Source organism: Klebsiella sp. K5-204, assembly GCF_030128585.1.
GTDB classification, from domain to species: Bacteria; Pseudomonadota; Gammaproteobacteria; order Enterobacterales; family Enterobacteriaceae; genus Klebsiella; species Klebsiella quasipneumoniae.
Genome location: NZ_JAKUZS010000002.1, coordinates 448,053 through 474,175, shown reverse-complemented (window position 1 = coordinate 474,175; position 26,123 = coordinate 448,053). Strand labels below are relative to the sequence as shown.

Annotated in this window: 23 protein-coding genes and 1 pseudogene; 8 read left to right on the top strand and 16 right to left on the bottom strand. The window is 60.9% G+C overall.

Features of this window, described 5'->3' with window-relative positions; genetic code table 11:
* Positions 1 to 64: 64 nt before the first annotated feature.
* The 7 genes from sufE to MKR05_RS07705 form a co-directional block, all read right to left on the bottom strand.
* Positions 65 to 481 (bottom strand): cysteine desulfuration protein SufE, encoded by a 417-nt coding sequence (gene sufE, locus MKR05_RS07735; protein ID WP_023290073.1) that lies wholly within the window; start codon positions 479 to 481, stop codon positions 65 to 67.
* 11 nt (positions 482 to 492) lie between these two features.
* Positions 493 to 1,713, bottom strand: a complete 1,221-nt coding sequence (gene sufS, locus MKR05_RS07730; RefSeq protein WP_044523815.1) for a cysteine desulfurase SufS — start codon at positions 1,711 to 1,713, stop codon at positions 493 to 495.
* Entirely contained in the window at positions 1,710 to 2,984 is a 1,275-nt protein-coding gene (sufD, locus tag MKR05_RS07725) for a Fe-S cluster assembly protein SufD (RefSeq protein ID WP_131095984.1), read from the bottom strand. Before sufD ends, sufS begins: the two co-directional genes overlap by 4 nt.
* Entirely contained in the window at positions 2,959 to 3,705 is a 747-nt protein-coding gene (gene sufC, locus MKR05_RS07720) for a Fe-S cluster assembly ATPase SufC (RefSeq protein WP_032453238.1), read from the bottom strand. The genes sufD and sufC overlap by 26 nt, the downstream gene beginning before the upstream one ends.
* Before the next feature lie 16 nt (positions 3,706 to 3,721).
* Complete coding sequence (gene sufB, locus MKR05_RS07715; protein ID WP_023290077.1) at positions 3,722 to 5,209, bottom strand: Fe-S cluster assembly protein SufB; 1,488 nt, start codon at positions 5,207 to 5,209, stop codon at positions 3,722 to 3,724.
* 2 nt (positions 5,210 to 5,211) lie between these two features.
* Positions 5,212 to 5,589: a Fe-S cluster assembly scaffold SufA gene (gene sufA, locus MKR05_RS07710; RefSeq protein WP_004143232.1), complete on the bottom strand. Its 378-nt coding sequence runs from the start codon at positions 5,587 to 5,589 to the stop codon at positions 5,212 to 5,214.
* A 479-nt stretch (positions 5,590 to 6,068) separates the two neighbouring features.
* Positions 6,069 to 6,266 (bottom strand): hypothetical protein, encoded by a 198-nt coding sequence (locus tag MKR05_RS07705; protein ID WP_004203090.1) that lies wholly within the window; start codon positions 6,264 to 6,266, stop codon positions 6,069 to 6,071.
* Here MKR05_RS07705 and MKR05_RS07700 point away from each other — a divergent pair.
* Positions 6,265 to 6,354 (top strand): annotated as a pseudogene (locus MKR05_RS07700) (hypothetical protein); the annotation flags it as partial. The gene MKR05_RS07705 and the pseudogene MKR05_RS07700 sit on opposite strands and share 2 nt — an antisense overlap.
* Before the next feature lie 289 nt (positions 6,355 to 6,643).
* A complete protein-coding gene (gene lldD, locus MKR05_RS07695; RefSeq protein WP_048297731.1) occupies positions 6,644 to 7,828 on the top strand; it encodes an FMN-dependent L-lactate dehydrogenase LldD in 1,185 nt (394 codons plus the stop codon).
* Between the two features lie 49 nt (positions 7,829 to 7,877).
* On the opposite strand, the gene MKR05_RS07690 is transcribed toward lldD, so the two are convergent.
* The 4 genes from MKR05_RS07690 to MKR05_RS07675 form a co-directional block, all read right to left on the bottom strand.
* Positions 7,878 to 10,979 (bottom strand): efflux RND transporter permease subunit, encoded by a 3,102-nt coding sequence (locus MKR05_RS07690; RefSeq protein WP_131095985.1) that lies wholly within the window; start codon positions 10,977 to 10,979, stop codon positions 7,878 to 7,880.
* The gene (locus MKR05_RS07685; RefSeq protein WP_131095986.1) at positions 10,976 to 12,085 is read right to left on the bottom strand and encodes an efflux RND transporter periplasmic adaptor subunit; all 1,110 of its coding nucleotides are present in this window, start codon (positions 12,083 to 12,085) and stop codon (positions 10,976 to 10,978) included. Before MKR05_RS07685 ends, MKR05_RS07690 begins: the two co-directional genes overlap by 4 nt.
* Positions 12,086 to 12,159: 74 nt before the next feature.
* On the bottom strand, positions 12,160 to 12,774 hold the full coding sequence (locus MKR05_RS07680) for a TetR/AcrR family transcriptional regulator (protein WP_064154446.1): 615 nt from the start codon (positions 12,772 to 12,774) through the stop codon (positions 12,160 to 12,162).
* 97 nt (positions 12,775 to 12,871) lie between these two features.
* Entirely contained in the window at positions 12,872 to 13,867 is a 996-nt protein-coding gene (locus tag MKR05_RS07675) for an NAD-dependent epimerase/dehydratase family protein (protein ID WP_131095987.1), read from the bottom strand.
* A 96-nt stretch (positions 13,868 to 13,963) separates the two neighbouring features.
* Here MKR05_RS07675 and MKR05_RS07670 point away from each other — a divergent pair, with 96 nt between their 5' ends.
* The 5 genes from MKR05_RS07670 (at position 13,964) to MKR05_RS07650 (ending at position 19,073) form a co-directional block, all read left to right on the top strand.
* Positions 13,964 to 14,875, top strand: a complete 912-nt coding sequence (locus tag MKR05_RS07670) for a LysR family transcriptional regulator (protein WP_117128989.1) — start codon at positions 13,964 to 13,966, stop codon at positions 14,873 to 14,875.
* Between the two features lie 157 nt (positions 14,876 to 15,032).
* Positions 15,033 to 16,031 carry an ABC transporter substrate-binding protein gene (locus tag MKR05_RS07665; protein ID WP_032453249.1) on the top strand — a complete coding sequence of 333 codons (999 nt, stop codon included), beginning with the start codon at positions 15,033 to 15,035 and terminating at the stop codon, positions 16,029 to 16,031.
* A complete protein-coding gene (locus MKR05_RS07660; protein ID WP_023290093.1) occupies positions 16,031 to 17,068 on the top strand; it encodes an iron ABC transporter permease in 1,038 nt (345 codons plus the stop codon). Before MKR05_RS07665 ends, MKR05_RS07660 begins: the two co-directional genes overlap by 1 nt.
* A complete protein-coding gene (locus MKR05_RS07655) occupies positions 17,068 to 17,829 on the top strand; it encodes an ABC transporter ATP-binding protein (RefSeq protein WP_023290094.1) in 762 nt (253 codons plus the stop codon). Before MKR05_RS07660 ends, MKR05_RS07655 begins: the two co-directional genes overlap by 1 nt.
* Positions 17,830 to 17,840: 11 nt before the next feature.
* On the top strand, positions 17,841 to 19,073 hold the full coding sequence (locus MKR05_RS07650) for an MFS transporter (protein WP_072421788.1): 1,233 nt from the start codon (positions 17,841 to 17,843) through the stop codon (positions 19,071 to 19,073).
* Between the two features lie 64 nt (positions 19,074 to 19,137).
* Here the strand turns inward: MKR05_RS07650 and MKR05_RS07645 are convergent, their stop codons facing one another.
* The gene (locus MKR05_RS07645) at positions 19,138 to 20,169 is read right to left on the bottom strand and encodes a methionine synthase (protein WP_023290096.1); all 1,032 of its coding nucleotides are present in this window, start codon (positions 20,167 to 20,169) and stop codon (positions 19,138 to 19,140) included.
* 23 nt (positions 20,170 to 20,192) lie between these two features.
* A complete protein-coding gene (locus MKR05_RS07640) occupies positions 20,193 to 21,173 on the bottom strand; it encodes a DUF1852 domain-containing protein (protein WP_032453251.1) in 981 nt (326 codons plus the stop codon).
* A 597-nt stretch (positions 21,174 to 21,770) separates the two neighbouring features.
* On the opposite strand from MKR05_RS07640, the gene MKR05_RS07635 reads away from it, so the two are divergent.
* The gene (locus tag MKR05_RS07635) at positions 21,771 to 22,091 is read left to right on the top strand and encodes a hypothetical protein (RefSeq protein WP_023290098.1); all 321 of its coding nucleotides are present in this window, start codon (positions 21,771 to 21,773) and stop codon (positions 22,089 to 22,091) included.
* Positions 22,092 to 22,189: 98 nt separating this feature from the next.
* Here the strand turns inward: MKR05_RS07635 and MKR05_RS07630 are convergent, their stop codons facing one another.
* The 3 genes from MKR05_RS07630 to MKR05_RS07620 all read right to left on the bottom strand — a co-directional run bounded on the left by MKR05_RS07630 (position 22,190) and on the right by MKR05_RS07620 (position 26,105).
* Positions 22,190 to 22,438, bottom strand: coding sequence for a GlsB/YeaQ/YmgE family stress response membrane protein (locus MKR05_RS07630; protein WP_004203110.1), 249 nt, complete (start codon positions 22,436 to 22,438; stop codon positions 22,190 to 22,192).
* A 203-nt stretch (positions 22,439 to 22,641) separates the two neighbouring features.
* A complete protein-coding gene (menI, locus tag MKR05_RS07625; protein WP_023290099.1) occupies positions 22,642 to 23,052 on the bottom strand; it encodes a 1,4-dihydroxy-2-naphthoyl-CoA hydrolase in 411 nt (136 codons plus the stop codon).
* Positions 23,049 to 26,105, bottom strand: a complete 3,057-nt coding sequence (locus MKR05_RS07620; protein WP_238875690.1) for an FAD-binding and (Fe-S)-binding domain-containing protein — start codon at positions 26,103 to 26,105, stop codon at positions 23,049 to 23,051. The genes menI and MKR05_RS07620 overlap by 4 nt, the downstream gene beginning before the upstream one ends.
* Positions 26,106 to 26,123: the final 18 nt, after the last annotated feature.

The window sequence follows — 26,123 nt, the reverse complement described above, 5'->3', positions numbered from 1 at the left end:
AGACTGAACGGCGGCAGGGGCAGCGCCCTGCCGGACGTAACAGAATGAAATCTACCTGTTTATTCTAGCTAATATTTGCGGCTTTCGCGCGTATCGCGCGGATCATGGCTTCGAGGCCCTGCGAGCGGGAGGGGGTAAGATGCTGGGTGAGGGCCATTTTTTCAAACCATGGGCGGACGTCAAACTCGGTGATGTCCTGGGCGGTCATCCGGTCATAAAGGATAAACACCACCGCAATCAGCCCTTTGACAATCGCCGCATCGCTGTCGCCGCGCAGGGTGACAACGCCGGAAGGATCCTGCGCCATCACGATCCACACCTGGCTTTGACAGCCCTGAATAATGTTCTGCGGGCTGTGCTCCTCGGCGCTCAGCGGCGGCAGCCGCTGGCCCAACTCAATGATATAGAGATACTTCTCTTCCCAGTTGGCGCAACGGCTAAAATTGCGCAACAGTTTGTCTTTGTCCGGTAATGCCGCCATCGTCACGTCCTTTACCCTAATAGTTTGTGGATCCGCTGGAGGCCGGCCACCAGGCGGTCCACCTCTTCCGTGGTATTGTACATCGCCAGCGACGCCCGACACATGGCCGGTACCTGATAGCGGGCCATCAGCGGCATGGCGCAGTGATGCCCGGTCCGCACGGCGATCCCGTAGTTATCGAGGAAGCTGCCGACGTCATAGGCGTGATGCTGGCCGAGGTTAAAGGCAATCACCCCTTTGCGCTGCGCCGGACCGTAGAGGATCAGATCCGGCACCGCGCGCAGGGCCTCCAGCGCGTAGCGCATCAGCGTCTGCTCGTATTCGGCGATCTGGGTCAGTCCCAGCTGGCTGACGTAGCTCAGCGCCGCGCCGAGGCCAATGATCCCCCCGGTATTCGGCGTGCCGGCCTCAAAGCGCCAGGGCGCCTGGTTCCAGGTGGTGCCCTCCGTCAGGCTGACGGTGGCGATCATCGACCCGCCCCCTTCCCATGGCGCCATTGTCTGCAGCAGCTCGGCCCGGGCGTAGAGCACGCCGATCCCGGTCGGGCCGTACAGTTTATGGCCGGAGAAGACATAAAAATCGCAGCCCAGCGCCTGAACGTCCACCGGGTGGTGCATCACCGCCTGGGCGCCGTCCACCAGCACTTTCGCGCCATGCTGATGCGCAAGGGCAATCAGCGCCGACAGCGGGTTTTCCGTCCCCAGCACGTTGGAGACTTCGGTTATCGCCAGCAGGCGGGTACGCTGGTCAAACAGCCCGGGAACCACGTCCAGCTGCAGGGTGCCGTCCGGGTTGAGGGGGATCACCCGCAGCTCAGCCCCTACCCTGGCGCAGAGCATCTGCCACGGTACGATGTTGGCGTGGTGCTCCATCTCGCTGATGATGATGTTATCCCCGGCGCCGACGTTGGCGTTTCCCCAGCTGTTGGCCACCAGGTTAATGCCCTCGGTGGTGCCGCGCACGAATACCAGCTCCTCCGCCGAGCCGGCGTTAAGGAAGATGGCCGCCTGCTGGCGCACCGCCTCCATCCGCGCGGTGGCTTCCGCGCTGAGGGTATGGATCCCACGATGCACCGCCGCGTAGCCGTGGCGATAGAATTCCGCTTCGGCGCCAATCACCGCCTCCGGTTTCTGGGCGCTGGCGGCGCTGTCAAGATAGACCAGCGGCTGGCCGTTGACCTCCCGGCTCAGTACCGGAAAATCGGCGCGAACCCGTTCTACTGAAAATGTCATGCTGTGCCTCCCGGCAAACGCTCTCCAATCCGCGCCAGCACCTGCTCTCTGAGCGCGTCGCTGTGGATAGCTTCGGTAAGCTCGGCGGCGAAGGCGTAGAGGATCATCTGCTGCGCCGCCTGCTGTTCAATCCCGCGCGAGCGCAGATAGAACAGCTGTTCTTCGTCAATGCGCCCTACCGTCGCCCCGTGGCTGCATTTCACGTCATCGGCGTAAATCTCCAGCTGCGGTTTGGTGTCGACCTCCGCCAGCCGCCCGAGCAGCAGATTGTTGTTGGTCATCTGGCCGTCGGTTTTCAGCGCATGCGGCGCGACGTTGATCAGCCCGTTAAACACCGCCCGGCCCTTATCGCTGACAATGGTTTTATGCAGCTGGCGGCTGGTGCAGTACCCCACCTGGTGGTCCAGCCAGGTGCGGCTGTCGCAGACCTCATTTTTCACCGGCATCGCCAGCGAGTTAAGACGCAGGTCGCTGTTTTCGCCGCCCAGACGCGTGCTGGTGTGATGACGCAGCACCTGACCGCCGAGCAGGAAACTGCTGCTGAAAGCCGAGGCGTCGCGGCCCAGCAGCAGGTCGTTATGGGCGAAGTGGTAGCTGTGCGCGTTCTCGAACGCCAGCTTGATGTGCTGCAGGCGCGCGTTGTCCGCCACCGTCATGGTCAGCCGCCCGCCGGTGAAGTGCGGTTGCTCATCAAGGCTAAGATAGTGCTCGACAATCGTCGCCTCCGCCCCGCTCTCCAGCGCCAGATGGTGACGATAGTGGGCGGTATTCAGCGCATCGCCGGCCAGGCCGCGGGTGATATGCATCAGCAGCAGCGGCTTGTCCAGGCGACGGTTGCGCGGCACGCGCAGGCGGGTCACCGTCTGCGCCAGGCTTTCGGTCAGATGGAGAAACACCTCCGGCTGGAGGGCATCCGGCAGATGCTGGCGCTGGTTATCGACACTGACCTCCACGCCGCTGGCGGCGAGATCGTCGCTCAGCTCAGGATGATAGCGACCGTCGATAAACACCAGTCGCCAGGCGTCCAGCGGCAGCGCCAGCGCGTCACGCTGTTCGGCGCTGATCGACGCTTCCTCATCGGCGACGAAGCGGCCGTTAATCAGCGCGTCCAGCGGGGTGTATTTCCAGTCCTCCTGCTTGCGCGTCGGCAGACCCAGGCGCAACAGCTGCTGCAGATGCTGGCTGGCCTCCGGCGTACGCTGGTCGCCCTGCGCTTCAAACAGATGGTGCCACTGCTGCAGCGCATTACTGCTGTTCGGTAAGCCAGCCATAGCCCTGCTCCTCCAGCTGTTTGACGAGAGTGAAATCCCCCGACTTCACAATCCGCCCCTGATACAGCACATGGACATAGTCCGGCTTGATATAGTCAAGGATGCGCTGATAGTGAGTGACGATGATGAAGGCGCGTTTGCCGTCGCGCAGCGCGTTCACGCCCTGGGAGACGATTTTCAGGGCATCGATGTCCAGCCCGGAATCCGATTCATCGAGAATGCACAACTCCGGCTCAAGCACCGCCATCTGCAGAATGTCGTTGCGCTTTTTCTCGCCGCCGGAGAAACCCACGTTCACCGAACGGGTCAGCAGATCTTCCGGCATCTGCAGCAACCTGATTTTCTCTTCCATTAAATCCTGAAAGTCGAAGCGATCCAGCGGCTCCTGGCCGCGATAGCTGCGCACGGCATTCAGCGCGGTCTGCAGGAAGAACTGGTTGCTGACGCCGGGGATCTCCACCGGATACTGGAAGGCCATAAAGATGCCTTCCCCGGCGCGATCTTCCGGGGCGAGCTCCAGCAGGTTTTTGCCCTTAAACTCGACGCTGCCGCCAGTGACCTCGTAATCTTCGCGCCCGGCCAGGGTGGCCGAAAGCGTACTTTTCCCCGAGCCGTTCGGCCCCATAATGGCGTGGACCTCCCCCGGACGCACCTCAAGGTTCAGCCCGCGCAGGATCGCTTTATCTTCGACGGCGACGTGTAAATCTTGAATACTTAACATCTTTTTTCCTTAATTATCAGCCGACGCTATGCTCAAGGCTAATGGCCAGCAATTTTTGCGCTTCGACGGCGAACTCCAGCGGCAGTTCGGAGAAGACGTCTTTACAGAAGCCGTTGACGATCATCGAGATGGCATCGTCTTCGCTGATCCCGCGCTGCAGGCAGTAGAACAGCTGGTCCTCACCGATCCGCGAGGTGGTCGCTTCGTGCTCCAGCTGGGCGCTGTTGTTGCGACATTCCACATACGGGAAGGTATGCGCCCCGCAGTCCGGGCCGATCAGCATCGAATCGCACTGGGTGAAGTTGCGGGCGTTAGTCGCGGTCGGCATGATTTTGACCAGCCCGCGATAGCTGTTCTGGCTGTGTCCGGCGGAGATCCCTTTCGAGATGATGGTCGAGCGGGTATTCTTGCCGATATGGATCATTTTGGTGCCGGTGTCCGCCTGCTGATGACCGCTGGTCAGCGCCACCGAAAAGAATTCGCCGATCGAGTTATCGCCGCGCAGGATGCAGCTGGGGTATTTCCAGGTGATGGCCGAGCCGGTTTCCGACTGGGTCCATGACATTTTGCTGTTCTCCCCTTCGCACAGGGCGCGTTTGGTGACAAAGTTGAGGATCCCGCCGGTGTTGTTATCCCCCGGGAACCAGTTCTGCACCGTGGAGTATTTCACTTCCGCGTCTTTATGGATGATGACTTCCACCACCGCGGCGTGCAGCTGATAGCTGTCGCGCACCGGCGCCGAGCAGCCCTCAATGTAGCTGACGTAGCTGCCTTCATCGGCCACCAGAATGGTACGTTCGAACTGGCCGGTCTTTTCGGCGTTGATGCGGAAATAGGTCGACAGCTCCATCGGACAGCGGACGCCCTTCGGCACATAGATAAAGGTGCCATCCGAAGCCACCGCGGCGTTCAGCGCGGCAAAGAAGTTGTCATTGCCCGGCACCACGGTCCCCAGATACTTTTTCACCAGTTCCGGATGGTCGTGGATCGCCTCGCCGAAAGAGCAGAAGATGATCCCCTGCTCCGCCAGCTTTTCACGGTAGGTGGTCGCCACCGACACCGAGTCGAATATCGCGTCCACCGCCACCTCGCGCCCTTCGCGCACCGGCACGCCCAGCTGGTTAAAGGCTTCTTCCACCTCGCTGGTAAGGAAGGTGTTGGCCCCGGTCTGCTGCACCGCGCCGGGCTCGGAGGCGCAGGTCTCATCGCAGTTGCCGCAGGAGGGGGCGGAATAGTAGCTGTAATCCTGATAATTCAGCTTATCGTAATGCGCCTTCAGCCAGTGCGGCTCTTCCATCTCCAGCCACGCCCGGTAGGCATTGAGCCGGAACTCCAGCATCCACTGCGGCTCATTGCGGCGGGCGGAGATGGCGCGAACCACCTCTTCATTAATGCCTTTGGCCAGCTCATCGGTCTGCAGGCGAGTGAAAAAGCCCTCTTTATAATTGAGCGGGCCGCCGGTCCAGGTTTTGACATCGTCTGTTGCTTCAGTATTACGCGACATAGTTACTCCGCCTGCACCCCAAAACTTTCGCCGCAGCCGCACTCGTGCTGCGCTTTCGGGTTATGAAATTTAAAGATTTCATTTAAACCTTCCCGGACGTAATCCAGCTCCGTGCCGTCAATGAACGGCATCGCCTGCAGCGGCGCAAACAGCTTCGCGCCGTCAGATTCAAAGAGCAGATCGTCTGGCGCCGGCTCGGCAATCATTTCGAGCACATAGCCAAAACCGGCGCAGCCGCTGGTTTTGATACCCAGCCGTAGCCCCTTTTTGTCCGGCTGCTTACGCATCAGATCGCGAATATGCGCGGCAGCGGCCGGCGTCATGGTCAGTCCCTGCCAGCTGAAATCGGCGGGATTAAAGGTTCCTGCTTGTACTTCCATCGATAGACCTCCAGGTTGGCGCCATCAAGGCATACCGTCATGTTAGTGATAATGATTATCACTTCAACCCTTCTCCAGCAGGGGTATTGCCTCATTTAGCGCTTTTTATAAGCATAGACCCTTGCCCGGGGATTATCAGGGTACGCAAGTCGAACCTAATCATATGATTTATAATATGTTATTCTGATATTGTTCTGTTACCGCACGCAATGGCAAAGATGTATCGAAAATACCGATTTATGCGATAGCAGCAGACCACCTTCCTGATTCACCCTGGCGCAGAAACGGAAAAAGTGACGACGTCACTAAGCGGCCATGCGCGCTGAACAGGCGCTGGCCTGCGGAATGAGAAAGCGTGAGAAGAAAGCGTCAAGGCGCGACGCTTTCGGCAGGGGCGGTCGCGGCCTGGCGGGGACGTGGCCGCGATCGGGGGGATGTAAACCGCGATGAAACGGGTAGTCAGGAAGGCTATCGGTTGGCTAGGTCCCTTTTCTCACTAGGCGGGCGGCCTGGACAAAGACCTCATCCTCCACCCCATCCCCCTTCTGTCTGCCCAGCCGCACCAGCTCATCCACGATACTCCCCTGATTAATCTGCTTTTGGGTCGCCACTAAGCTAATGACCGCCGCGCCGATAGCCATGCCAATCAATGCCGTTTGTTCATCTTTATCTTTCATGGTGTCGCTCCGTCTGTCCTCATCAGAAAGGCTAGCAAAAGATAGCCACTGCTCCATTTCAAATTCACTTTCTTTACGCCTGCTGGAAAAGGCAGGCGCCGAGTTGACCACGCTTCCTTGCTATGGCGATAGCGCATAACGCTGTCGCACCACGTCGGGTCTTTTATTTGGCCGAATTCACGCGTCGCGGAAATAAATAAAAATAACGCGCGTGCCTGAGGCAAAAAAAGAAATAACCCTTTAAGCGACGAATCCAGATTATTCCATTAGGGAATGGCTGAGATGCTAATATTTCATTTCCCCAACGATTTTAAGAAGCCTATAGTTTTTTTGCCTGCAGAACATCCACTTAGGTTAAAAGACATAAGGATATAATTATGATTGTTTCAGCCCCCAGCGATTATCGCGAAGCCGCTCGTCGCCGTCTGCCCCGTTTCCTTTTTGACTATATTGACGGTGGCGCGGTGGCGGAAAATACCATGAACGCCAATGCCGCCGAGCTCGCCTCGGTCGCTCTTCGCCAGCGCGTGCTGTGCGGGGCGGGTGAACCGACGCTGGCCACCACCATCCTTGATGCCCCATGGGCGATGCCCGTGGCGCTGGGGCCGGTCGGCGCCACCGGCATGTATGCCCGCCGCGGCGAAGTCCAGGCGGCCCGCGCCGCCTCCCGCGCCGGGATCCCTTACACGCTGTCCACCGTGTCGGTCTGCTCCATTGAGGAGGTGGCGAGCCACGCCAGCGGCGCGCTCTGGTCCCAGCTGTACGTCCTGAAAGATCGCGGCTACATGCGTAACGCGCTGGAGCGCGCCTGGGCCGCCGGCATGAAAACCCTGGTATTCACTGTCGATATGCCGATCCCCGGCTCACGGTATCGGGACAACCGCTCAGGAATGTCCGGGCCGCACGCCACCTTGCGACAGTATCTTCAGGCCTGCACCCACCCGCGCTGGGCAATGAACGTCGGCCTGGCGGGCAGGCCTCTGTCGTTCGGTAATATCGAAGCCTATACCGGCCACAAAATGACCATGGACGACTATATGGGGTTTATCAGCAACAACTTCGACCCGTCCATCGCCTGGCACGATCTGGAGTGGATCCGCGACAGCTGGCCAGGAAAGCTGATCATCAAAGGGATCCTTGATGCCGAGGATGCGCGCAATGCCGTGCGGCTGGGCGCCGACGGCATTGTGGTCTCCAATCACGGCGGCAGACAGCTCGATGGCGCCATCCCCACCGCCCGGGCGCTGCCGCGGGTGGCGGAGGCAGTCGGCGACGATCTGACGGTCCTTGCCGACTCCGGAGTGCGCTCCGGCGTGGACGTTATTCGCCTGCTCGCCCTCGGCGCGAAGGGGGTCCTGCTTGGTCGGGCCTATATTTATGCCCTGGCCGCCGCGGGCGAAGCGGGCGTGGCGCACCTGCTGCGCTTATTTGCCGAGGATATGAAGGTCACCATGACCCTCACCGGCGCCACCTCCCCCTCGGCCATCAGCCTCGATTGCCTCGACCGGCTGGAAAAAGATCAACAGCGCAGCCGTGCGGTCCCGGTATCCTTATCTGCCTGACGCAGCCCGGGGCCGGGCCTGACCGCGTGCCTTGACCCGGCAAGGGAAATTACCCCTGCGGGTCCAGCGCCGGCCGTTGCGCTGCGTCAGCCGGGCGCTCCGGGCGGATGCGGAACCAGATCGCATACATGGCCGGCAGGAAGATAAGGGTCATGATGGTTCCCCCCAGCGTCCCGCCAATCAGCGTATAGGCGAGCGTCCCCCAGAAAACCGAATGCGTCAGCGGAATGAACGCCAGGATCGCCGCCAGCGCGGTCAGCAGAACCGGACGGGCTCGCTGCACCGTCGCCTCCACCACCGCGTGGAACGGATCGAGCCCCGCCTGCTGGTTATGGTGGATTTGACCAATCAGGATCAGCGTATTTCGCATCAGGATCCCCGACAGGGCGATCAGGCCCACAAGGGCATTGATGCCAAACGGCTGATTGAACAGCAGCAGCGTCGGCACCACGCCAATCAGCCCCAGCGGGGCGGTCAGGAAGACCATGACCATCGCCGACAGGGAGCGCACCTGCAGGATAATGATCAGCAGCGTGAGGGCGATCATGATCGGAAATAACGGCACCATCGCCCGGGTGGCTTTGCCGGACTCCTCGATTGACCCCGCCGTCTCGATGCGATACCCCGGCGGCAGGGAGTCGATAATGGGCTGCAGCGACGTCATCAGCGCGGTGGAGACATCCGGCGGCTGCAGGTTATCCGCGACATCGCCCCGGACGGTAATGGTCGGCGTGCGGTCGCGACGACGGAGCAGGGGTTCTTCCATCCTGATCTCGACTTCACCGATCTGCGACAAGGGAACTCGCTGCCCGTCGCTGCCCACCAGGGTGAAATCGGCGATTTTCGCCGGATCCAGACGGATATCCCCCGCCGCGCGGCCGATGACCTGCACGGCGCGAATATCTTCCCGGACGGTGGTGATGGGGATCCCTGACAGCAGGAACTGCAGCTGCCGGGCGACGGCCTGGGAGCTGAGCCCACTCGCCTGCAGCCGGTCCTGATTGAGGCTGAAATGCATCACCGGCACGCGCGAACCCCAGTCGCTATTGACGGTGCGCATCAGCGGACTGGCCTGCAGCACCGATTTCACCCGATCGGCGATGTCGCGCAGGGTGTGCGGATCGGGCCCCATCACCCGCCAGGCGACCGGATACGGCGAATAAGGACCAAAAACCAGCTGCGTGACGCGCACCCGCGCCTGCGGCGCCAGGCCATTGGCCACCGCCTCCCGCAGCCGCAGCTTAAGCGCCTCGCGAGAGGCCGGGCCGTCGGTCAATACCACCAGTTTGGCAAAGGAGGGGTCCGGCAACTCCGGGGCCATCGCCAGGTAAAAGCGCGGCGCGCCCTGGCCGATATAGCTGGTGACAATCTTCGCCTCCGGCTGCTGCTGCAGCCAGCGCTCAATATTCGCCGTCGCGGCGCTGGTCTGAATAATCGACGACCCGTAAGGCATCTGCACCTCAACCAGCACTTCCGGGCGATCGGAGGTGGGGAAAAACTGCTTTTTCACCACGCTCATTCCCAGTAACGCCACCATAAACAGCACCACCACCCCGGCGGCCACGCGCCATTTGCGGGCGATAACCCGGGTCAGCAGCCGGCGAAAGCGCTGATAGCGTGGGGTGTCGTACAGCGCGGCGTGGCCCGCCGCCGCGGACTTCCTCTCCGGCAGCAGGTGCACGCCCAGCCAGGGGGTAAAAATCACCGCCACAATCCAGGAGGCAATCAGCGCGATACCGACGATCCAGAACACATTGCTGGCATACTCCCCGGCGGTGGATTGCGCAAACCCGTTGGGCATAAAGCCCACCGCCGTCACCAGGGTGCCGGCCAGCATCGGCGCCGCGGTATGGCTCCAGGCATAAGCCGAGGCTTTGAGGCGGTCATACCCCTCCTCCATTTTGACCACCATCATTTCGATGGCGATAATGGCATCATCCACCAGCAGCCCCAGGGCGAGGATCAGTGACCCGAGGGTGATGCGGTCGAAGTTTTTGCCGGTGGCCGCCATCACCACAAACACTACGGCCAGGGTGAGCGGCACCGCCGCCGCGACCACCACCCCCACGCGCCACCCCATGCTGACAAAGCACACCGCCATCACCACCAGCAGGGCGACAAAGAATTTGATCATGAACTCATCGACCGCGGCGCTGATATTCACCGACTGATCGGTCACTTTCGTCAACGACATGCCGAGCGGCAGGCTCTGATTGATGCTGGCCGTTTCGGCGTCCAGCGCTTTCCCCAGCGCCAGTCCATTCCAGCCCTCGCGCATCACCACGCCGAGCAGCAGCGCCGGTTCGCCCTGATTGCGGATCAGGAAGGTGGCGGGATCTTCATACCCCCGCTCAACCGTGGCGACATCGGCGAGCTTCAGCGTTCTGCCCCCGGCAATTATCGGCGTGTCGCGGATCTGCTGCAGGCGGTCGAACGCCCCGTCGAGGCGGATAAAGATCTGCCCGCCGCGGGTCTCGATAGCCCCGGCCGCGGTCAGCACATTCTGATTGTTCAGCGCGGCAAAAATCGCCTCCGGCGAGAGCCCCAGGGTGGCGAGACGGTCATGAGAAAACGAGAGATAAATGCGCTCCTCCTGTTCGCCGAGAATATTCACTTTTTTCACCCCGGGAACATGCAGCAGCTGCTGGCGCAGGGCTTCGGCGTCACGCACCAGCTGCCGGGGAGGCTCTCCCCGCGCTTTCAGCGCAAAGAGGGCAAAGGTGACATCGGCGAATTCGTCATTCATCATCGGGCCGGAGACGCCGGCAGGCAGGTTTTTCGCCTCATCGCCCAGCTTCTTGCGCGCCTGATAAAACTGCTCCGGCACCTCGGAAGGCGGGGTCTGATCCTGCAGCGATAAGGTGATTAGCGCCATCCCGGGGCGGGTATAGGTCTCGGTGCGATCGTACCACTTCAGCTCCTGGAGCCGTTTCTCCAGCGGCTCGGCGACCTGATCCTGCATCTCCTGCGCGGTGGCGCCCGGCCAGACGGTGATGACCGTCATTTGCTTGACCGTGAAGGGCGGATCTTCCGCCCGCCCGAGCCCGAAGAAGGCCACCAGCCCGGCGACCGAAATAAGGATAATCAAAAACAGGGTCACCGACCGCTCACGGACGGCCAGCGCGGAGAGATTAAAACGTCCGTCGCTCATGGCTGGCTCCCGGCGGCAGTATGCCCGCGTCGTTCCGCCAGCCGCACCGTCTCGCCCTGGTGCAGAAGATGGGCGCCCAGAGCGACGATCGGCTCCCCGGGCTTCAGCGGACCGGTCACCCGCGCCGTTTCATCATTCAGGCCGATCACCGTCACCGGTTGCCAGGAGACGGTGGCCGGGCGGGAGGCAACGCGCCAGACGCCAGGGCCGTTGCCCGGATCGTAGACCGACGCCAGGGGCACCTCCAGCACCTCGCCTGGCCCCTGGTCGTTGCCGATGCGCAGGGTTACGGTAGACCCCAGCGGGGCGTTCGCCAGCGCGCCGTTCAGCACATAACGCGCTTCAAAGGTGCGGGTAGCAGTGTCAGCTGCGTCCGAAAGCAGGCGCAGGGTTGCGGTGACCGGCTGAGATTCGCTGCCATAGCGTGTCGCCAGCGCCTCGCTGCCGACCGCCGGGCGCAGCGTCTCCGGAAGCTGCACCCGCGCTTCGCGCTGCCCCGCTCGCGCCAGGCGGATCACCACCTGCCCGGCGCTGACCACCTGCCCCGGCTCGGCGAGCGTTTCCACCACCACGCCGTCAGCATCCGCCAGCAGTCCGGCATAGCCGGTGGCGTTTTGCGCCACGTTTGCCTGCGCCTGGGCCGCGCTGAGGTCGGCTCTCGCCGCCTCTGCCGCCGCGTTGATCTGATCGAACTCCGCCGCCGAGACGGCGCCGCTGGCCACCAGGCCGCGATAGCGGGCCAGATCGTTAGCCGCCTTTTTGGCTCGTGCCCGCGCGGCGTCGACCGCCCGCTGTTGGGACTGCGCCTGCAGGGCAAGATCAGCCGGATCCAGGCGCAACAGCAGTTGACCGCGCCGGACGCTCTGCCCGGTCTCTACCAGCCGTTCAAGGACTTTTCCCGCCACCCTGAAGCCGAGGTCGCTTTGGGTACGAGCCACCACCACGCCGGTAAAGGCTCGCGAGCTGGCCTCCGCGCGCTCGACGGTGGCCACCCGCACCAGCGGCGGCCGCGTGCGGGGATCGTCATGGTCGGCAGGTTCGCCGCAGCCCGTGAGGGCCAACGGCAGGAGGCAGACGGCAAAATGGACGGCGTTGAGCCTGAGCATGGGTCACCTTAATGAAAAGACCGGTTGGTGAGCGCATTCTCAGGCGAGTGACCAATAAAGTCAATAGTCACTAATCAGGGGGAGAGACTTCTCAGGATGAGGGAGGCAAGCAGCACCGCCGCGGTAGGCGCGGTGTCGAGATTGTATTGCAGCTGCACCGGGTTGATGAAAGGACACATCACCATATAGACCGCCAGGGTCGCCTCATCCAGCGGAGTTTTGCGCTCGAACTCGCCCGCCTGGCGGCCTTCGACAAGAATTTGACCAATCAGCTGCTGCAGATGACCGGCATACTGCTCCGTTGAGGGCCATTTATCACGCGCCGCGACGGCGGCGATGTCGTACAGTTTGCGATCCGCGAAAAACAGTTCACTGCCGGCCTCGGTCAGCGCCCGGAAGAGGCGGCGCAGCTTTTCGCTGGCGGAGGGGGCATCGGCGATGGCCTCGCTGACGGCCACCATGATCTTCTCCAGCCGGCTGGCGCAGATTGCCTCGCCAATCGCCTGCTTGGAGTCGAAAAACTTGTAGATATAGGCTTTGGAAAAGCCTATTGCTTTGGCGAGATCGGTGACCGTGGTCTTTTCATAGCCATAGCGACTAAAGTGCGCCATGGCCGCGTCAAGAATCTGGTCGCGAACGCTGTGGTCAAGGGGGCCACGGCTTGCTGGGGTGGGGGTATTTTTCGTCATTTGTTTAGCTTAATGCGATCGCTATCGTTTGACAACGAGTGACGTTTTTATGATTTGGTCACAATAACGCCCCGCTCTGATCCTCTCTCTCGCCGCGTTACGCCTCACGCGCCTCATTATTTATCGCGCCGGCGGGCAGACAGCCCAGGCCTTGCAGCGTCATATGTACGGCACGATCGAGCGGGGTATGAGGCTCCGCGCCTAAAAAGGCCACCAGCTTATCGTTGCGCAGACGTACCGGCAGACGCCAGAGATAGTGCATCTCGACCATTTCGCGCAGGGTAGCATTGAAGGGCGCCGCCAGCTTCACCAGCCACCAGGGAAAGGACTTCACTATCGCCCTGCCGCCATAGCGGGCGACCACCCGCTGGATCGCCTGGCTCATTTCGCTGCCGTCCGGGTCCCAGTGGCCCTGCATATGGAAGCGGGCAAACGGCTCAAGCTCATGCCTGCGCGCCAGCAGCGCGGCGATGGTGGCGGCGACGTCGGGCAGCCAGGCCCACTGGTGCCCCACGCCGATCGCCCCCGGGCGGCGAATGACGCCAGGAAGCTGACCGGGCCTGATCAGCCCCTGGGAAAACCAGCTATTCCCGGCGCGCGGACCAAAAAAATCCCCCGCCCGGACAATCAACGCCCGGCCGCCGCGCTGCACATAATCCTCCAGCGCCTGCTCCATCTCCACCCGGATGGCGCCTTTGCGGGTCACCGGCTGTTGTGCGGCCTCTTCCGCAATCAGCGGAAAGGCATCCGGTCCATAGTTATAGACCGTGCCGGGCAGGACAACTAACGCCCGCTGCTGTTCGGCAGCCTGCAGGGTGTTGCGCAGCATAGGCAGTACCTGCTGCCGCCAGTGCCGGTAGCCCGGCGGATTGACCGCATGGACGATCACGTCGCAACCGGCAGCCGCCGCCGCCACCTGCCCGGCATCCAGCGCGTCGCCGGCTATCCACTGCATCCCCTCTCCGGGATCGCGCACCTGGGCGCCGCGCTTCAGCGCCCGAACCTGCCAGTTGTCCGCCGCCAGCCGGCGGGCCACTTCCCCGCCGATGCCCCCGCTTGCTCCCAGAATAAGGACCTTGCCGCTGCTGTTCATCGTCTTTCCCCGTTCGCTAATGGATGCTTGACAGCCTACCTGCGGCTCATATCAAATGAAATTGCATATCATCATCGAGCGGCTATACATTTTTGTATGAATACCTCTATTCCCTGGGAGTGGTACCGAACCTTTCTCGCCGTCCTGCAGGAAGGCTCTTTATCGGGCGCATCGCGCACTTTGAACATCACCCAGCCGACGGCGGGACGCCATATCGCCGGGCTGGAAGCCGCCCTCGGCCAGGCCTTATTTACCCGTTCGCAGACCGGCCTGCTGGCGACCGACGCGGCGCTGGCGCTGCGGGTGCACGCCGAGGCGATGGCCAACACCGCCCGGGCGCTGGCACGCACGGCGGCCAACTTTAGTCGCGACAGAACCGATCTGCGTGGCGTGGTGCGCGTGGCCGCCAGCGAGGTGGTCGGCGCCGAGGTGCTGCCGCCGCTGATTGCCCGGCTCAGGCAGGCGTGCCCGAATATCGTCATCGAACTGATGCTCTCCAATCGGTTTCAGGATCTGCTTCACCGGGAGGCGGATATCGCGGTGCGGATGGTCGCTCCGCAGCAGGAGCAGCTTATCGCGCGGCGTCTCGGCAGGATCGAGCTCGGGCTGCATGCCGCCGATGCCTATCTGACCCGCCGGGGTCGGCCCGCTACGCCTGAGGAGCTTGACGGTCACGCGCTGATTGGTTTCGACAGCGCCACGCCCCTCGTTCGCCGGGCGCTTGAGCGCTACCCCCGTTTCCAGCGCGAGGCCTTCGCGATGCGCACCGATAGCGACCTCGCCCAGCTGAGCCTGATCCGCGCCGGGGCGGGGATCGGCATCTGCCAGGCGCCCCTTGCCGACGGCATCATTCCCCTGCGGCGAGTGCTGGCGGCCGACTTTTCTCTGCATCTCGAGACCTGGCTGGTGATGCATGAGGACCTGCGCCATAGCCCCGCCTGTAAGCGAGTATTTGATTTCCTCGCCGAGGGGTTGCAGGCGTATATTCGCGGCCCACTGGCGCGCTGAGCCACCCGCCTCGCGGGCAACTCCTTCCCTGCTGAAATAGTCACTCATTGACACTGTAAATACGGCATTGTATAAAACCCCGCCTCAATAATGAGTTTCATTTGCATTACTTCCATTTGCTGGTCATCCACTCGCCTGTTTACAAGGATAGCGTTTAATGAAGAAGGTCCTCTGCGCGTTAGGCTTGATGTTCACCGCCGTCAGTTCCGCGCTGGCAACAACCTACCCCCTGACGATTGAAAACTGTGGCTATCAGGAGACCTTCACCCGGCCGCCGGAGCGCGTGGTCGCGCTGGGGCAAAATACGGTCGAAATCCTGCTGCTGCTTGGGCTGCAAAAGCAGGTGGTGGCCAGCGCCTTCTGGCCGACCAGGGTATTACCGCAGCTGGCTGAGCAAAACGCGAAGATTAAAACCCTGACGGTGGAAATCCCGAGCCTGGAATCCGTACTGGCGCAAAATCCCGATTTCGTTCCCGCCCAGTTGCCGCTGCTGCTGGGGCCGGAAAGCAAAGTCGCCAAGCGTGAAGATCTCGCGACCGTCGGCGTGAACAGCTACGTGTCGCCGGGGATGTGCGCCACCAAAAAGGCTACCGGCGATATGTACGGCAGCCGGCAGAAGCTGTGGGACATGACCTGGCTGTATCAGGAAATTAGCGATTTTGCCCGCATTTTCAACGTGGAAGATCGTGGCCAGGCGCTGATCGCCGATTTCAAAAAACGTGAAGCCGACCTGCGTCAGGAGTTCGGTAAAAGCAAAAAAGATCTCTCCTTCGTCTTCTGGTTCTCCAGCGCCTCGCCGTCGGCCGATGCCTATGTCGGCGGCAAAAACAGCGCCTCCGGCTTTATCGCCAGCGTGCTGGGCGGACATAACGCCATTACCGCCGAGACCGAATGGCCCACGGTGAGCTGGGAGAGCATCATTGCCGCCAACCCGGACGTGATCGTGGTCTCAAGCCTGGATCGTAACCGCTGGGCGCTGGATAAGGCCGAGGAGAAGATCAAATTCCTCAAAAGCGATCCCGCCGTCAGCCAGCTGGAGGCAGTGAAAAAAGGCCATATCGTGGTGATGGACGGCCAGGCGATGAATCCGACCATCCGCACCCTCTACGGCGCGGAACAGGTGGGCGAACAGCTGAGAAAAATGGGGCTTAACTGATGAGCGTCGCCGTGCTTCAGACGCGCCGCAGCATGCTGCTCACCGGCTGGTGCGTCGTGGCAGTGTTCGCGCTGGCGCTGGTGATAGCGGTAGGCGTCAGCGTTGGCGAACTGCCCATCCCGCTGCACAACGTCTTTTACGCTATCAGCAATAAAACCGGCTTAACCGCGGTGCCTCTCAATCGTATCTACGAGAGCGTTATCTGGGATTTCCGCCTCAGCCGCGCCCTGGTCGCCGCCTGCTGCGGCGCCGGCCTGGCTATCTGCGGCGCCGTGCTGCAAAGCCTCCTGAAGAACGCCCTCGCGGAGCCCTACGTCCTCGGCGTCTCCGCCGGGGCCTCCACCGGCGCGGTATCAATCGTGGTGCTGGGCCTTGGCGCCGGGGCGATCTCCCTCTCCGCCGGGGCGTTTGCCGGAGCCTTCGCCGCCTTCGCCTTTGTCGCCTTTCTGACCAACGGCGCGCGCGGCGGCAATGAGCGCACCATCCTGGCGGGCGTCGCCGCCTCGCAGTTATTTAACGCCCTCACGGCCTACACCATCAGCACCTCCGCCAGCGCGCAGCAGGCGCGCGATGTGATGTTCTGGCTGCTGGGCAGCTTCAGCGGCGTCCGCTGGCCCGAATTCCAGCTGGTCCTGGTGGTGGTTCTTGCGGGCCTGGCGGTCTGCCTGTGGTATGCCCGGGCGCTGGACGCGTTCACCTTCGGCGACGATGCCGCCGCTTCGCTGGGCATTGCCGTGCCGCGCGTGCGCCTGATCCTCTTCACTACTGCGGCGGTGATCACCGCCACCATCGTCAGCATGGCCGGCTCGATCGGCTTTGTCGGCCTGGTGGTGCCCCACGTGATGCGCTTCTTCTTTGGCCCGTTGCACCGGACGTTGCTGATCGCCAGCGCGCTGGCGGGGGCGATCCTGATGGTGCTGGCGGACATTGCCTCGCGCCTGCTGATTGCCCCGCAAAGTCTGCCGGTCGGGGTGGTGACCGCTCTGGTTGGGGTGCCTTTCTTCGCCGTGATTATCTACCGCTCAAGGAATAAGTGATGAGTATTTGCGCTGAAAATATCACCTGGAAGGCAGGCAAAAAGGTCATCGTCAACACGGTCTCGCTGCGGGTGTCGCGCGGCGAAACGGTGGGACTGCTGGGGCCCAACGGCTGCGGCAAATCCTCGCTGCTGCGGGTTCTCGCGGGCCTGCGCCGCCCGGATGCGGGTCGCGTCACCCTCGACGGCCAGGACATCGCCAGGATGGCGAAAAAGCAGCTCGCCCGCCGGGTGGCGTTCGTCGAGCAACACGGCATGACCGAGGCCAATATGCGGGTGCGCGACGTCGTGCGCCTGGGGCGTATTCCGCATCACTCGCCGTTCTCAAACTGGAGCGCTCAGGATGACGAGGCGGTCACCGCCGCGCTGCAGCGGGTGGCGATGCTGGAGAAAAGCGACCAGGGATGGCTGAGCCTCTCCGGCGGCGAGCGGCAGCGGGTGCATATCGCCCGCGCCCTGGCGCAGAACCCGAGCGAGATCCTGCTGGATGAACCCACCAACCATCTGGATATTCACCATCAAATGCAGCTGATGCAGTTGATCAGCGAGCTGCCGGTGACCAGCATTGTGGCCATTCACGATCTTAATCATGCCGCGATGTTCTGCGATTCGCTGATCGTGATGCAGCAGGGGCAGATCCTCGCCAGCGGGACGCCGGAGGAGATTTTGTCCGAAGCGCTGCTGTGGGACGTTTTCCGGGTGAAAACCAAAATCGAGATCTCCCCGTACCACGGTAAAAAGCACATTCATTTCATCGTTTAGGTTTGGCGTATATGCCTCTCTTCTCCCTGCGCCCTGCGGCGACCCTCTGGCCTCCCGTTTTACTGGGAAGCCAGTTCGTTTTTAATATTGGCTTTTATGCGGTCGTCCCTTTCCTTGCCCTCTTCCTGCGCGACGAGATGCTGCTCTCCGGCGGGCTTATCGGCCTGATCCTCGGGCTGCGCACCTTCTCGCAGCAGGGCATGTTTATCATCGGCGGGACGCTGGCCGACCGCTATGGCGCTAAGGCGATCATCCTCGCCGGCTGCGTGGTTCGCGTCGCCGGCTATCTGCTGCTGGCGTGCGGCACAACGCTGGAGCCTATTATCCTCGGCGCCTGCCTGACCGGCGTCGGCGGAGCGCTGTTTTCCCCGTCGATCGAGGCCCTGCTGGCGCGGACCGGTACCCGCAGCCAGGCCAACGGAAACCGCAGCCGCGCCGAGTGGTTTGCGCTGTTTGCGGTGTGCGGTGAACTGGGGGCGGTTATCGGCCCGGTGGCCGGAGGGCTGCTGAGCGGGATCGGCTTTCGGCATATCGCCCTCGCCGGCGCGGGGCTATTTCTTCTGGCGCTGCTGGTGCTCTTTTTCTGTCTGCCCGCCGACGGGCAGCGGACACAAACGCGCAGCCGGGTGCCGTGGTGGACCCCTTTGCGTCAGCCGCGCTTTGTCGCGTTTATTATCGCCTACAGCTCATGGCTGTTGAGCTATAACCAGCTGTACCTCGCCCTGCCGGTGGAGATCCAACGCGCCGGCGGCCGTGAGCAGGATCTGGCGCCGCTTTTTATGCTGGCCTCGCTATTGATTATTACCCTGCAGCTTCCTCTCGCCCGTTTCGCCCGACGTATTGGCGCCCTGCGCATTCTGCCGGTGGGCTTTCTGCTGCTGTCGGCTTCTTTTGTCAGCGTGGCGTTATTCGCCGCCTCGTCGCCCGCCGAAGGCTGGCTGCGATTATTGCCGTCGGCCTGCTTTGTCACGCTGCTCACCCTCGGCCAGATGCTGCTGGTGCCCTCAGCCAAGGACCTGATCCCGCTGTTCGCCGAGGAGTCGACGCTGGGCGCCCACTACGGGGCGCTCGCCACGGCGGGGGGGTGCGCGGTGTTAGCCGGGAATTTGCTGCTCGGCCCTATGCTGGACCAGGCGCTCACCCCCTCGCCGCAGGCGGTCTATCCCTGGCTTCTGCTGGCGCTGTTTCCGTTGTGCAGCGCCGTGGCCCTGCGGGCGATCTGCCGCCCGCTGGAGGCAACCTGACGCTGAGCGGGCAACGGCCCGCTCAGGAAGTTAACCGGGGGAAGCGCACGGAGGCCAGCCCGCCTTATTGTGCCGCCAGCTCGCGGCGAACGATCTCGGCGCCGGCGCTTAAGGCGTGCAGTTTGCCGGTCGCAACCTGGCGCGGCAGCGGCGCCATACCGCAGTTGGTGGACGGATAGAGCTTGTCGGCATCGACGAACGCCAGCGCCTTGCGCAGAGTAGCGGCCACCTCTTCCGGGGTTTCGATAGCATGGCTGGCCACATCGATGGCTCCGACCATCACCTTTTTACCGCGGATCAGTTCCAGCAGATCCATCGGCACCCGCGAGTTGTGGCACTCGAGAGAGATAATATCGAGGGACGATTTCTGCAGCTGTGGGAAGGCCTCCTCATACTGACGCCACTCAGAGCCCAACGTTTTTTTCCAGTCGGTATTGGCTTTGATGCCGTAGCCGTAGCAGATATGCACCGCCGTCTCGCACTTCAGCCCTTCGGTGGCTCGTTCCAGCGCGGCGATCCCCCAGTCGTTCACCTCATCGAAGAAGACGTTGAAGGCCGGCTCATCGAACTGAATAATATCGACCCCGGCGGCCTCTAACTCTTTCGCTTCCTGATTGAGGATTTTGGCGAACTCCCAGGCCAGCTTTTCCCGGCTTTTATAGTGGTTGTCATACAGCGTGTCGATCATGGTCATTGGGCCCGGCAGCGCCCATTTAATCGGCTGGCTGGTGAGCTGACGCAGATAGCGCGCGTCCTCAACGAAGACCGGTTTCTGGCGCTCCACGGCGCCCACCACGGTTGGAACACTGGCCTCATAGCGGTTACGAATTTTCACGATCTCGCGTTTGGCAAAATCAACGCCGCTGAGGTGCTCAATAAAGGTGGTGACAAAGTGCTGCCGCGTTTGCTCGCCGTCGCTGACAATATCGATCCCGGCCCGCAGCTGGTCGTCGAGGGACAAACGCAGGGCGTCGCGCTTGCCGGCCAGTAATTCTTCGCTGGACAGTTTCCAGGGCGACCACAGGGTCTCTGGCTGCGCCAGCCAGGAAGGTTTCGGTAAACTGCCGGCGGTCGATGTCGGAAGCCATGTTTTCATAATCAGTAGCCTTTTATTTTGGTTTAGCAAAGCGCGAAGTTAGCAGACCATTGCTCAAGCAACGTCTTGTGCGGGTTGATAAAATGTTGTTGTGTAAATTTACCCTGCTCTATCGCCAACAGGCTGCGCTCTTCCCGGTCATAAACAATTTTGGTGACGGAATGATCCAGGTGATTGAGATTGGGCTGATAGTATTGCCCCGCCGCAGAATTCGCGTTGTAGATCTCCGGTCGGTATATTTTCTGAAACGTCTCCATCGTGCTGATGGTCGCGATCAGCTCCAGGCTGGTGTAATCGCTGAGCAGATCGCCGGAAAAATAGAAGGCCAACGGCGCGACGCTATGTTTTGGCATAAAATAGCGCACCTGCAGCCCCATTTTGCTGAAATAGCGCTCGGTCAGCGAGACGCCTTCCTGGGCATATTCAATGCCGAGGACCGGATGTTCGTTGCCAGTGCGACGGTAAACATCTTTGCTGGATACGCTCAGACAAATCACCGGCGCCTTGCTGAAGCTGGTCTTATAGGCGCTGGATTGCACGAAATCCTTAAAGATATTGCCGTGCAGCTCGCCAAAGTTTTCGGGCACGCTGAAGCGGTTCTGGTCTTTATTATGCTCCAGCAGCAGCACGCTAAAATCATAATCCCGCACATACGAAGAGAAGTTATTGCCGACGATACCGGCATGGCGCTCACCGGTTTTTTTATCGACAATATGCGTTTGCAGGATCTCTATCACCGGAAAACTGGCGGCATCCTGAGCAATATTCATCTCGACAGAAATAATATCCAGTTCCACCGCATAGCGATCGTTGTAGGGATTATCCCAGTGCGCCAGGGTATTAAACCGGTTATTCATCATGATTAACGTATTGCGCAGATTGTCCTGACGGCTCTCCCCTCTGGCCAAATTGGCAAAGTTGGTGGTAATACGCGTATTTTCCGCAGGGTTATAATTTTCATCAAACCGGCTGCGCTTAATCGTATAGGTAAATTCGTTATTCATGGCAATTGTCCATCCTGGTGTCGGGCATAAAGCGGAATAAGCGGAGTATTTTCCACAGGCGACGCAGAGTCAGACCTGGCGCGCTTCAACCGGTAAATGTTGTTGATTCGTTAATGGGTCTATTTTTGCCAGAGTCGGTGATGGAGGGAAAGCGACTTAAATTCATTGCAACATGAGCTATCCTCATGTTGGTCCGCTAAGCGCCAGGTGTACTCGAGGTATCGTCATGATGCCATGGTCAGGGGCGGCTGTTCAGGCCACGTCAGGCTAATAAACGTTTGTCCTGTGAATGTATGCCAGGGTACAATCTTTAACCACTATAATACGTGCTTAACATAGCCGTCGTACCCGTTTAGCTGGAGCTTTTGTCGTACAGAATGATTGTTGATATCAGTATTATGTCGATGTGCATGGCCGTGCTGCTGATTATGAGCGTACTGCTGAATTAAGAGGCTCCCGAACACAATGACACCCGCTCTCATCTGACCTTCACATTCGCGAGGAATAAAGGAGATTCGGAGGATTCGCGCCGCACGGGATTGTCCCGCCTGCCGCCGCCCTCTACTCTTTTGGTACTTGTTAATCGAGGAATACCAGATGAAAAAAGCTCTCCTTGCCCTGTTCGCTATCGCCGCCGTGGCCGCCGCCAGCGCGTTTGCCGCCGATAAAACCGACGCCCCGACGCCCATTGTCGACAACGGCGGTCGTCCTCCGCTGGAGATGGGTCATGGCCCCCAACCGCCGTTCCCGCCACCGTTTCCGCCGCGCAAGCCGGTGCTGTTTTCAGCAACGGTCGCGACCGATACGCCGGCGGAAACCATTAACAAACTGACCGCCCTGATCCCCACCGGTCAGGCGAAGCACTACGAAGTTCACGTTGAGGTGGTGCCGGTTGCGGAGGATGCCGACGGGAAATAGCCCTGGCGTGGGCGCTTTGCCTGAGTCCTGCGATAATAAAAAAGCTGCCGCTTATCGCGGCAGCTTTTGTTAGCTTGAATAAAACAGAATGCTGAAAATTAGCTGCGCACTTTACGGTAGATAAACAGCACGACCAGCGCACCGATTACCGCCACCACGAAGCTGCCGAAATTAAACCCGTCGACTTTGCCAAAACCAAAGAAGGTACTGATCCAGCCGCCGACCACGGCGCCGATGATCCCCAGAATAATGGTTACAATAAACCCGCCGCCGTCTTTCCCCGGCATAATCCACTTGGCTAAAATACCGGCAATAAGTCCAAAAATGATCCAGGAAAGAATACCCATGGTTAACCGTCCTCTTGTTACCTTTAAGCATTTCGTATTGAAAAGAGTAGCATATATAACGAGATTGGATCGGTAATAATCTATTTATTAGATAATTTCTTGCCGCCGCGCGGTAGCGCTGCTGGCCTCATGTTTCGCGCTGGCGGCCCCGCCCCCGCTTATTCCCCTGAAAAAAGGGAGGCTATTCGCCTCCCGGTCATGACTTATATTACCGCGGTGGTTAGCCGCGATGAACAGCATAATCGCGACTGTTCGTCGAAGATTTCAATTTGCCAGACCTGGTGGCGAGTCCCGACGTGCAGCGCTTTGCACACGCCCCGCACCCGGCCCCCGCGCGCCGAACGAATGTGGTTGGCGTTAACCTCCAGCCCCACCACCTTCTGTTCGCCTTCGCTGCACAGATAACCCGCCACCGACCCCAGCGTCTCCGCCAGCACCACCGACGCCCCGCCGTGCAGCAGGCCAAACGGCTGCTGTGTGCGGCCATCCACCGGCATGGTGGCCTCCAGCGTATCGTCGGTAAAGGTCTCAAAACGAATATCCAACAGCCCTACCATGTTTCCCTCACCGAGCCGGTTGAGCTGCTCCAGCGTGGCCTGACGTTTCCAAATCATCCGATTATCTCCAGTAACGCCTGCAGCGGGTGGCGAACGCCGCTGCCTTCAATCCGCTTCACCTGGCTGCGGCAGGAGTAGCCCGTCACCAGACAGCGGTTACGCGGCAGCCGCTGCATCGCCTGCTGCCAGGAGAGCGCGTAAATGGCCAGCGAGTTGGCATGGTTTTTCACTTCATGACCATAGGTGCCTGCCATCCCGCAGCACCCGACGCTGACATTTTCCAGCTTCGCGCCGAAGTGGGCAAAAATCTCTGCCCACTGCTTCGTCGCCGCCGGCAGCGCGGTCACTTCCGTACAGTGACCGAACAGGTACCAGGGCTCGCCGCCCGGATCGGGACGGGCGTCGGCGGTCAGGACCTTCGGCAACCACTCATGGACTAACAGCACCTGAAAATCGCCGCGCTTGTCGCCAAGCGTTTGCTTATATTCATCGCGGTAACAGAGCACCAGCGCCGGATCGACGCCGACCAGCGGCATACCCAGCTGCGCCACGCGGTTAAGGAAGTCTGCCGTTTTCTGCGCGGTGCGCGCGAAGCGGGTCAGGAATCCTTTGATATGCTGCGCCTTGCCGTTTGGCGAGAACGGCAGCAGCACCGGCTGATAGCCTAAGGCCTCAACCAGACGGATAAAGTCAGCCACCACCTGGGCGTCGTAATAGCTGGTAAAGGGATCCTGTACCACCAGCACCATCTTCGCTTTCTGCTCGGCGCTCAGCGCTTCGAGCTGCTCAAGGGTCATGTTGGCGGAGCGGTGGCCGGCCATCTGCTGCTTCAGCGACGGCGCCGAGAGCAGCGGCAGATCGACCATCCCGATATGCTTCTCCGACAGCTTTTTCAGCCACGGCTGGTTCATGAAGAAGTTAAAAGTCTTCGGCGCCTGGGCCATCAGCGGCGCATAGGATTCCACCGACGCCACCAGATGATCGCGCACCGGCCGCAGATAGCGGCTGTGGTACAGCTGCAGGAAGCGTGAGCGGAACTCCGGGACATCGATTTTGATCGGGCACTGGGTCGAACAGGCTTTGCAGGCCAGACAGCCGGACATCGCCTCTTTGACCTCGTGCGAGAAATCATATTCCCCTTTGCGCGCATGCCAGCTGTTGCGCGTGCGCGCCACCAGCGAGCGCAGGCTAACGCCCTGCTCCGGCAGCGCCTTCTCCAGCTGATTGGGATCGACGCCGCGATCCGCCAGCAGACGCAGCCATTCGCGGACCAGCGTCGCCCGCCCTTTCGGCGAGTGGATGCGCTGGTTGGTCACCTTCATCGACGGACACATCGGGCTTTTTACGTCAAAGTTGAAGCACAGCCCGTTGCCATTACACTCCATCGCCCCGCGCCAGGCGCTGCGCACCGCGATAGGGATCTGCCGATCCCAGGTGCCGCGCTTCACCGCGTCGACTTTCATCATCGGCGCGTCAATCCCTTCCGGCGGACAAATTTTCCCCGGGTTCAGGCGGTTATCCGGATCGAAGACCGCTTTGATCTTCCGCAGCTCGCCGTACAGCGCCTCGCCAAAGAATGCCGGGCTGTACTCGGCGCGGAAGCCTTTGCCATGTTCCCCCCACAGCAGACCGCCATATTTCGCCGTCAGCGCTACCACATCGTCGGAGATCTGCTTCATCAGCACCTCCTGCTGCGGATCGCACATGTCCAGCGCCGGGCGCACGTGCAGCACCCCGGCGTCGACGTGGCCAAACATGCCGTAGCTCAGGCCGTGGCTGTCGAGCAGCGCGCGGAACTCGACGATATAATCCGCCAGGTGTTCGGGCGGGACGCAGGTATCCTCGGCAAAGGGGATCGGCTTGGCGGCGCCTTTGGCATTGCCCAACAGGCCTACCGCCTTCTTGCGCATGGCGTAGATGCGCTCCACGCCATCAAGATCGTGACAGACCTGCCAGCCGATGACCCCCGCCTCGCTGCGGGCCATCAGCTCGTCCAGACGCTGGCACAGCGTGGTGACCTGCTGGTCAATCAGCGCCGCGTCATCCCCGGCGAATTCGACGATATTGAGCCCGAGCATCTCTTTATCCGGTACGTCGGTGATCAGTTCGTTCACCGAGTGCCAGACGATATCCTCGCGCGCCAGATTGAGGACTTTAGAGTCGACGGTCTCCACCGACAGGGCCTTGGCCTCCACCATAAAGGGCGCATTTCGCAGCGCAGAGTCAAAGGAGTCATATTTGACGTTGACCAGCCGGCGCACCTTCGGCAGGCGGGTAATATCCAGCCGCGCTTCGGTGATAAACGCCAACGTCCCTTCCGAACCGGTTAAAATACGGGTCAGGTCGAACTCGCTCATCTCATCGTTAAAGACGTGGCGCAGATCGTATCCGGTGAGGAAGCGGTTGAGTTTGGGAAACTTATCAATGATTAGCTCGCGCTGCGCCTTGCAGCGCTGGTAGACCGTGTTGTAAATCCGCCCTATCGTCGAGGGCGTATTGCCAAGCGTCTCCGCCAGCGCCACCGGCACCGCCTGGGTATCGAGGATATCCCCGCCCATCAGCACCGCCCGCAGGCCAAGCACGTGATCCGACGTTTTACCATACACCAGCGATCCCTGACCGGAGGCGTCGGTGTTTATCATCCCGCCCAGGGTGGCGCGGTTGCTGGTGGAGAGCTCAGGCGCAAAGAAGTAACCATAGGGTTTAAGAAACTGGTTCAGCTGATCTTTGATGACTCCGGCTTCGACGCGCACCCAACCCTCTTCGGGGTTGATTTCAATAATGCGGTTCATATAGCGGGACATATCGACGATAATTCCGCCGTTCAGCGCCTGGCCGTTGGTGCCGGTGCCGCCGCCGCGCGGGGTGAAGATCAGCGATTTAAAGCGTGGTTCGGCGGCGACCCGCGCCAGTAACGCTACGTCTGCCGTGGAACGTGGAAACAGGACCGCATCCGGCAACAGCTGATAGACGCTGTTGTCGGTGGCCATCGTCAGCCTGTCGGCATAGCTGGTGGCGGTATCGCCGGTAAAACCCTGTTGCTCCAGTACCTGCAAAAAATTCAGCACCAGTTGAACTACCCCTGGCGCCTGAGAAATTTGTGGGATCATCACACTTGACCCTGCCTG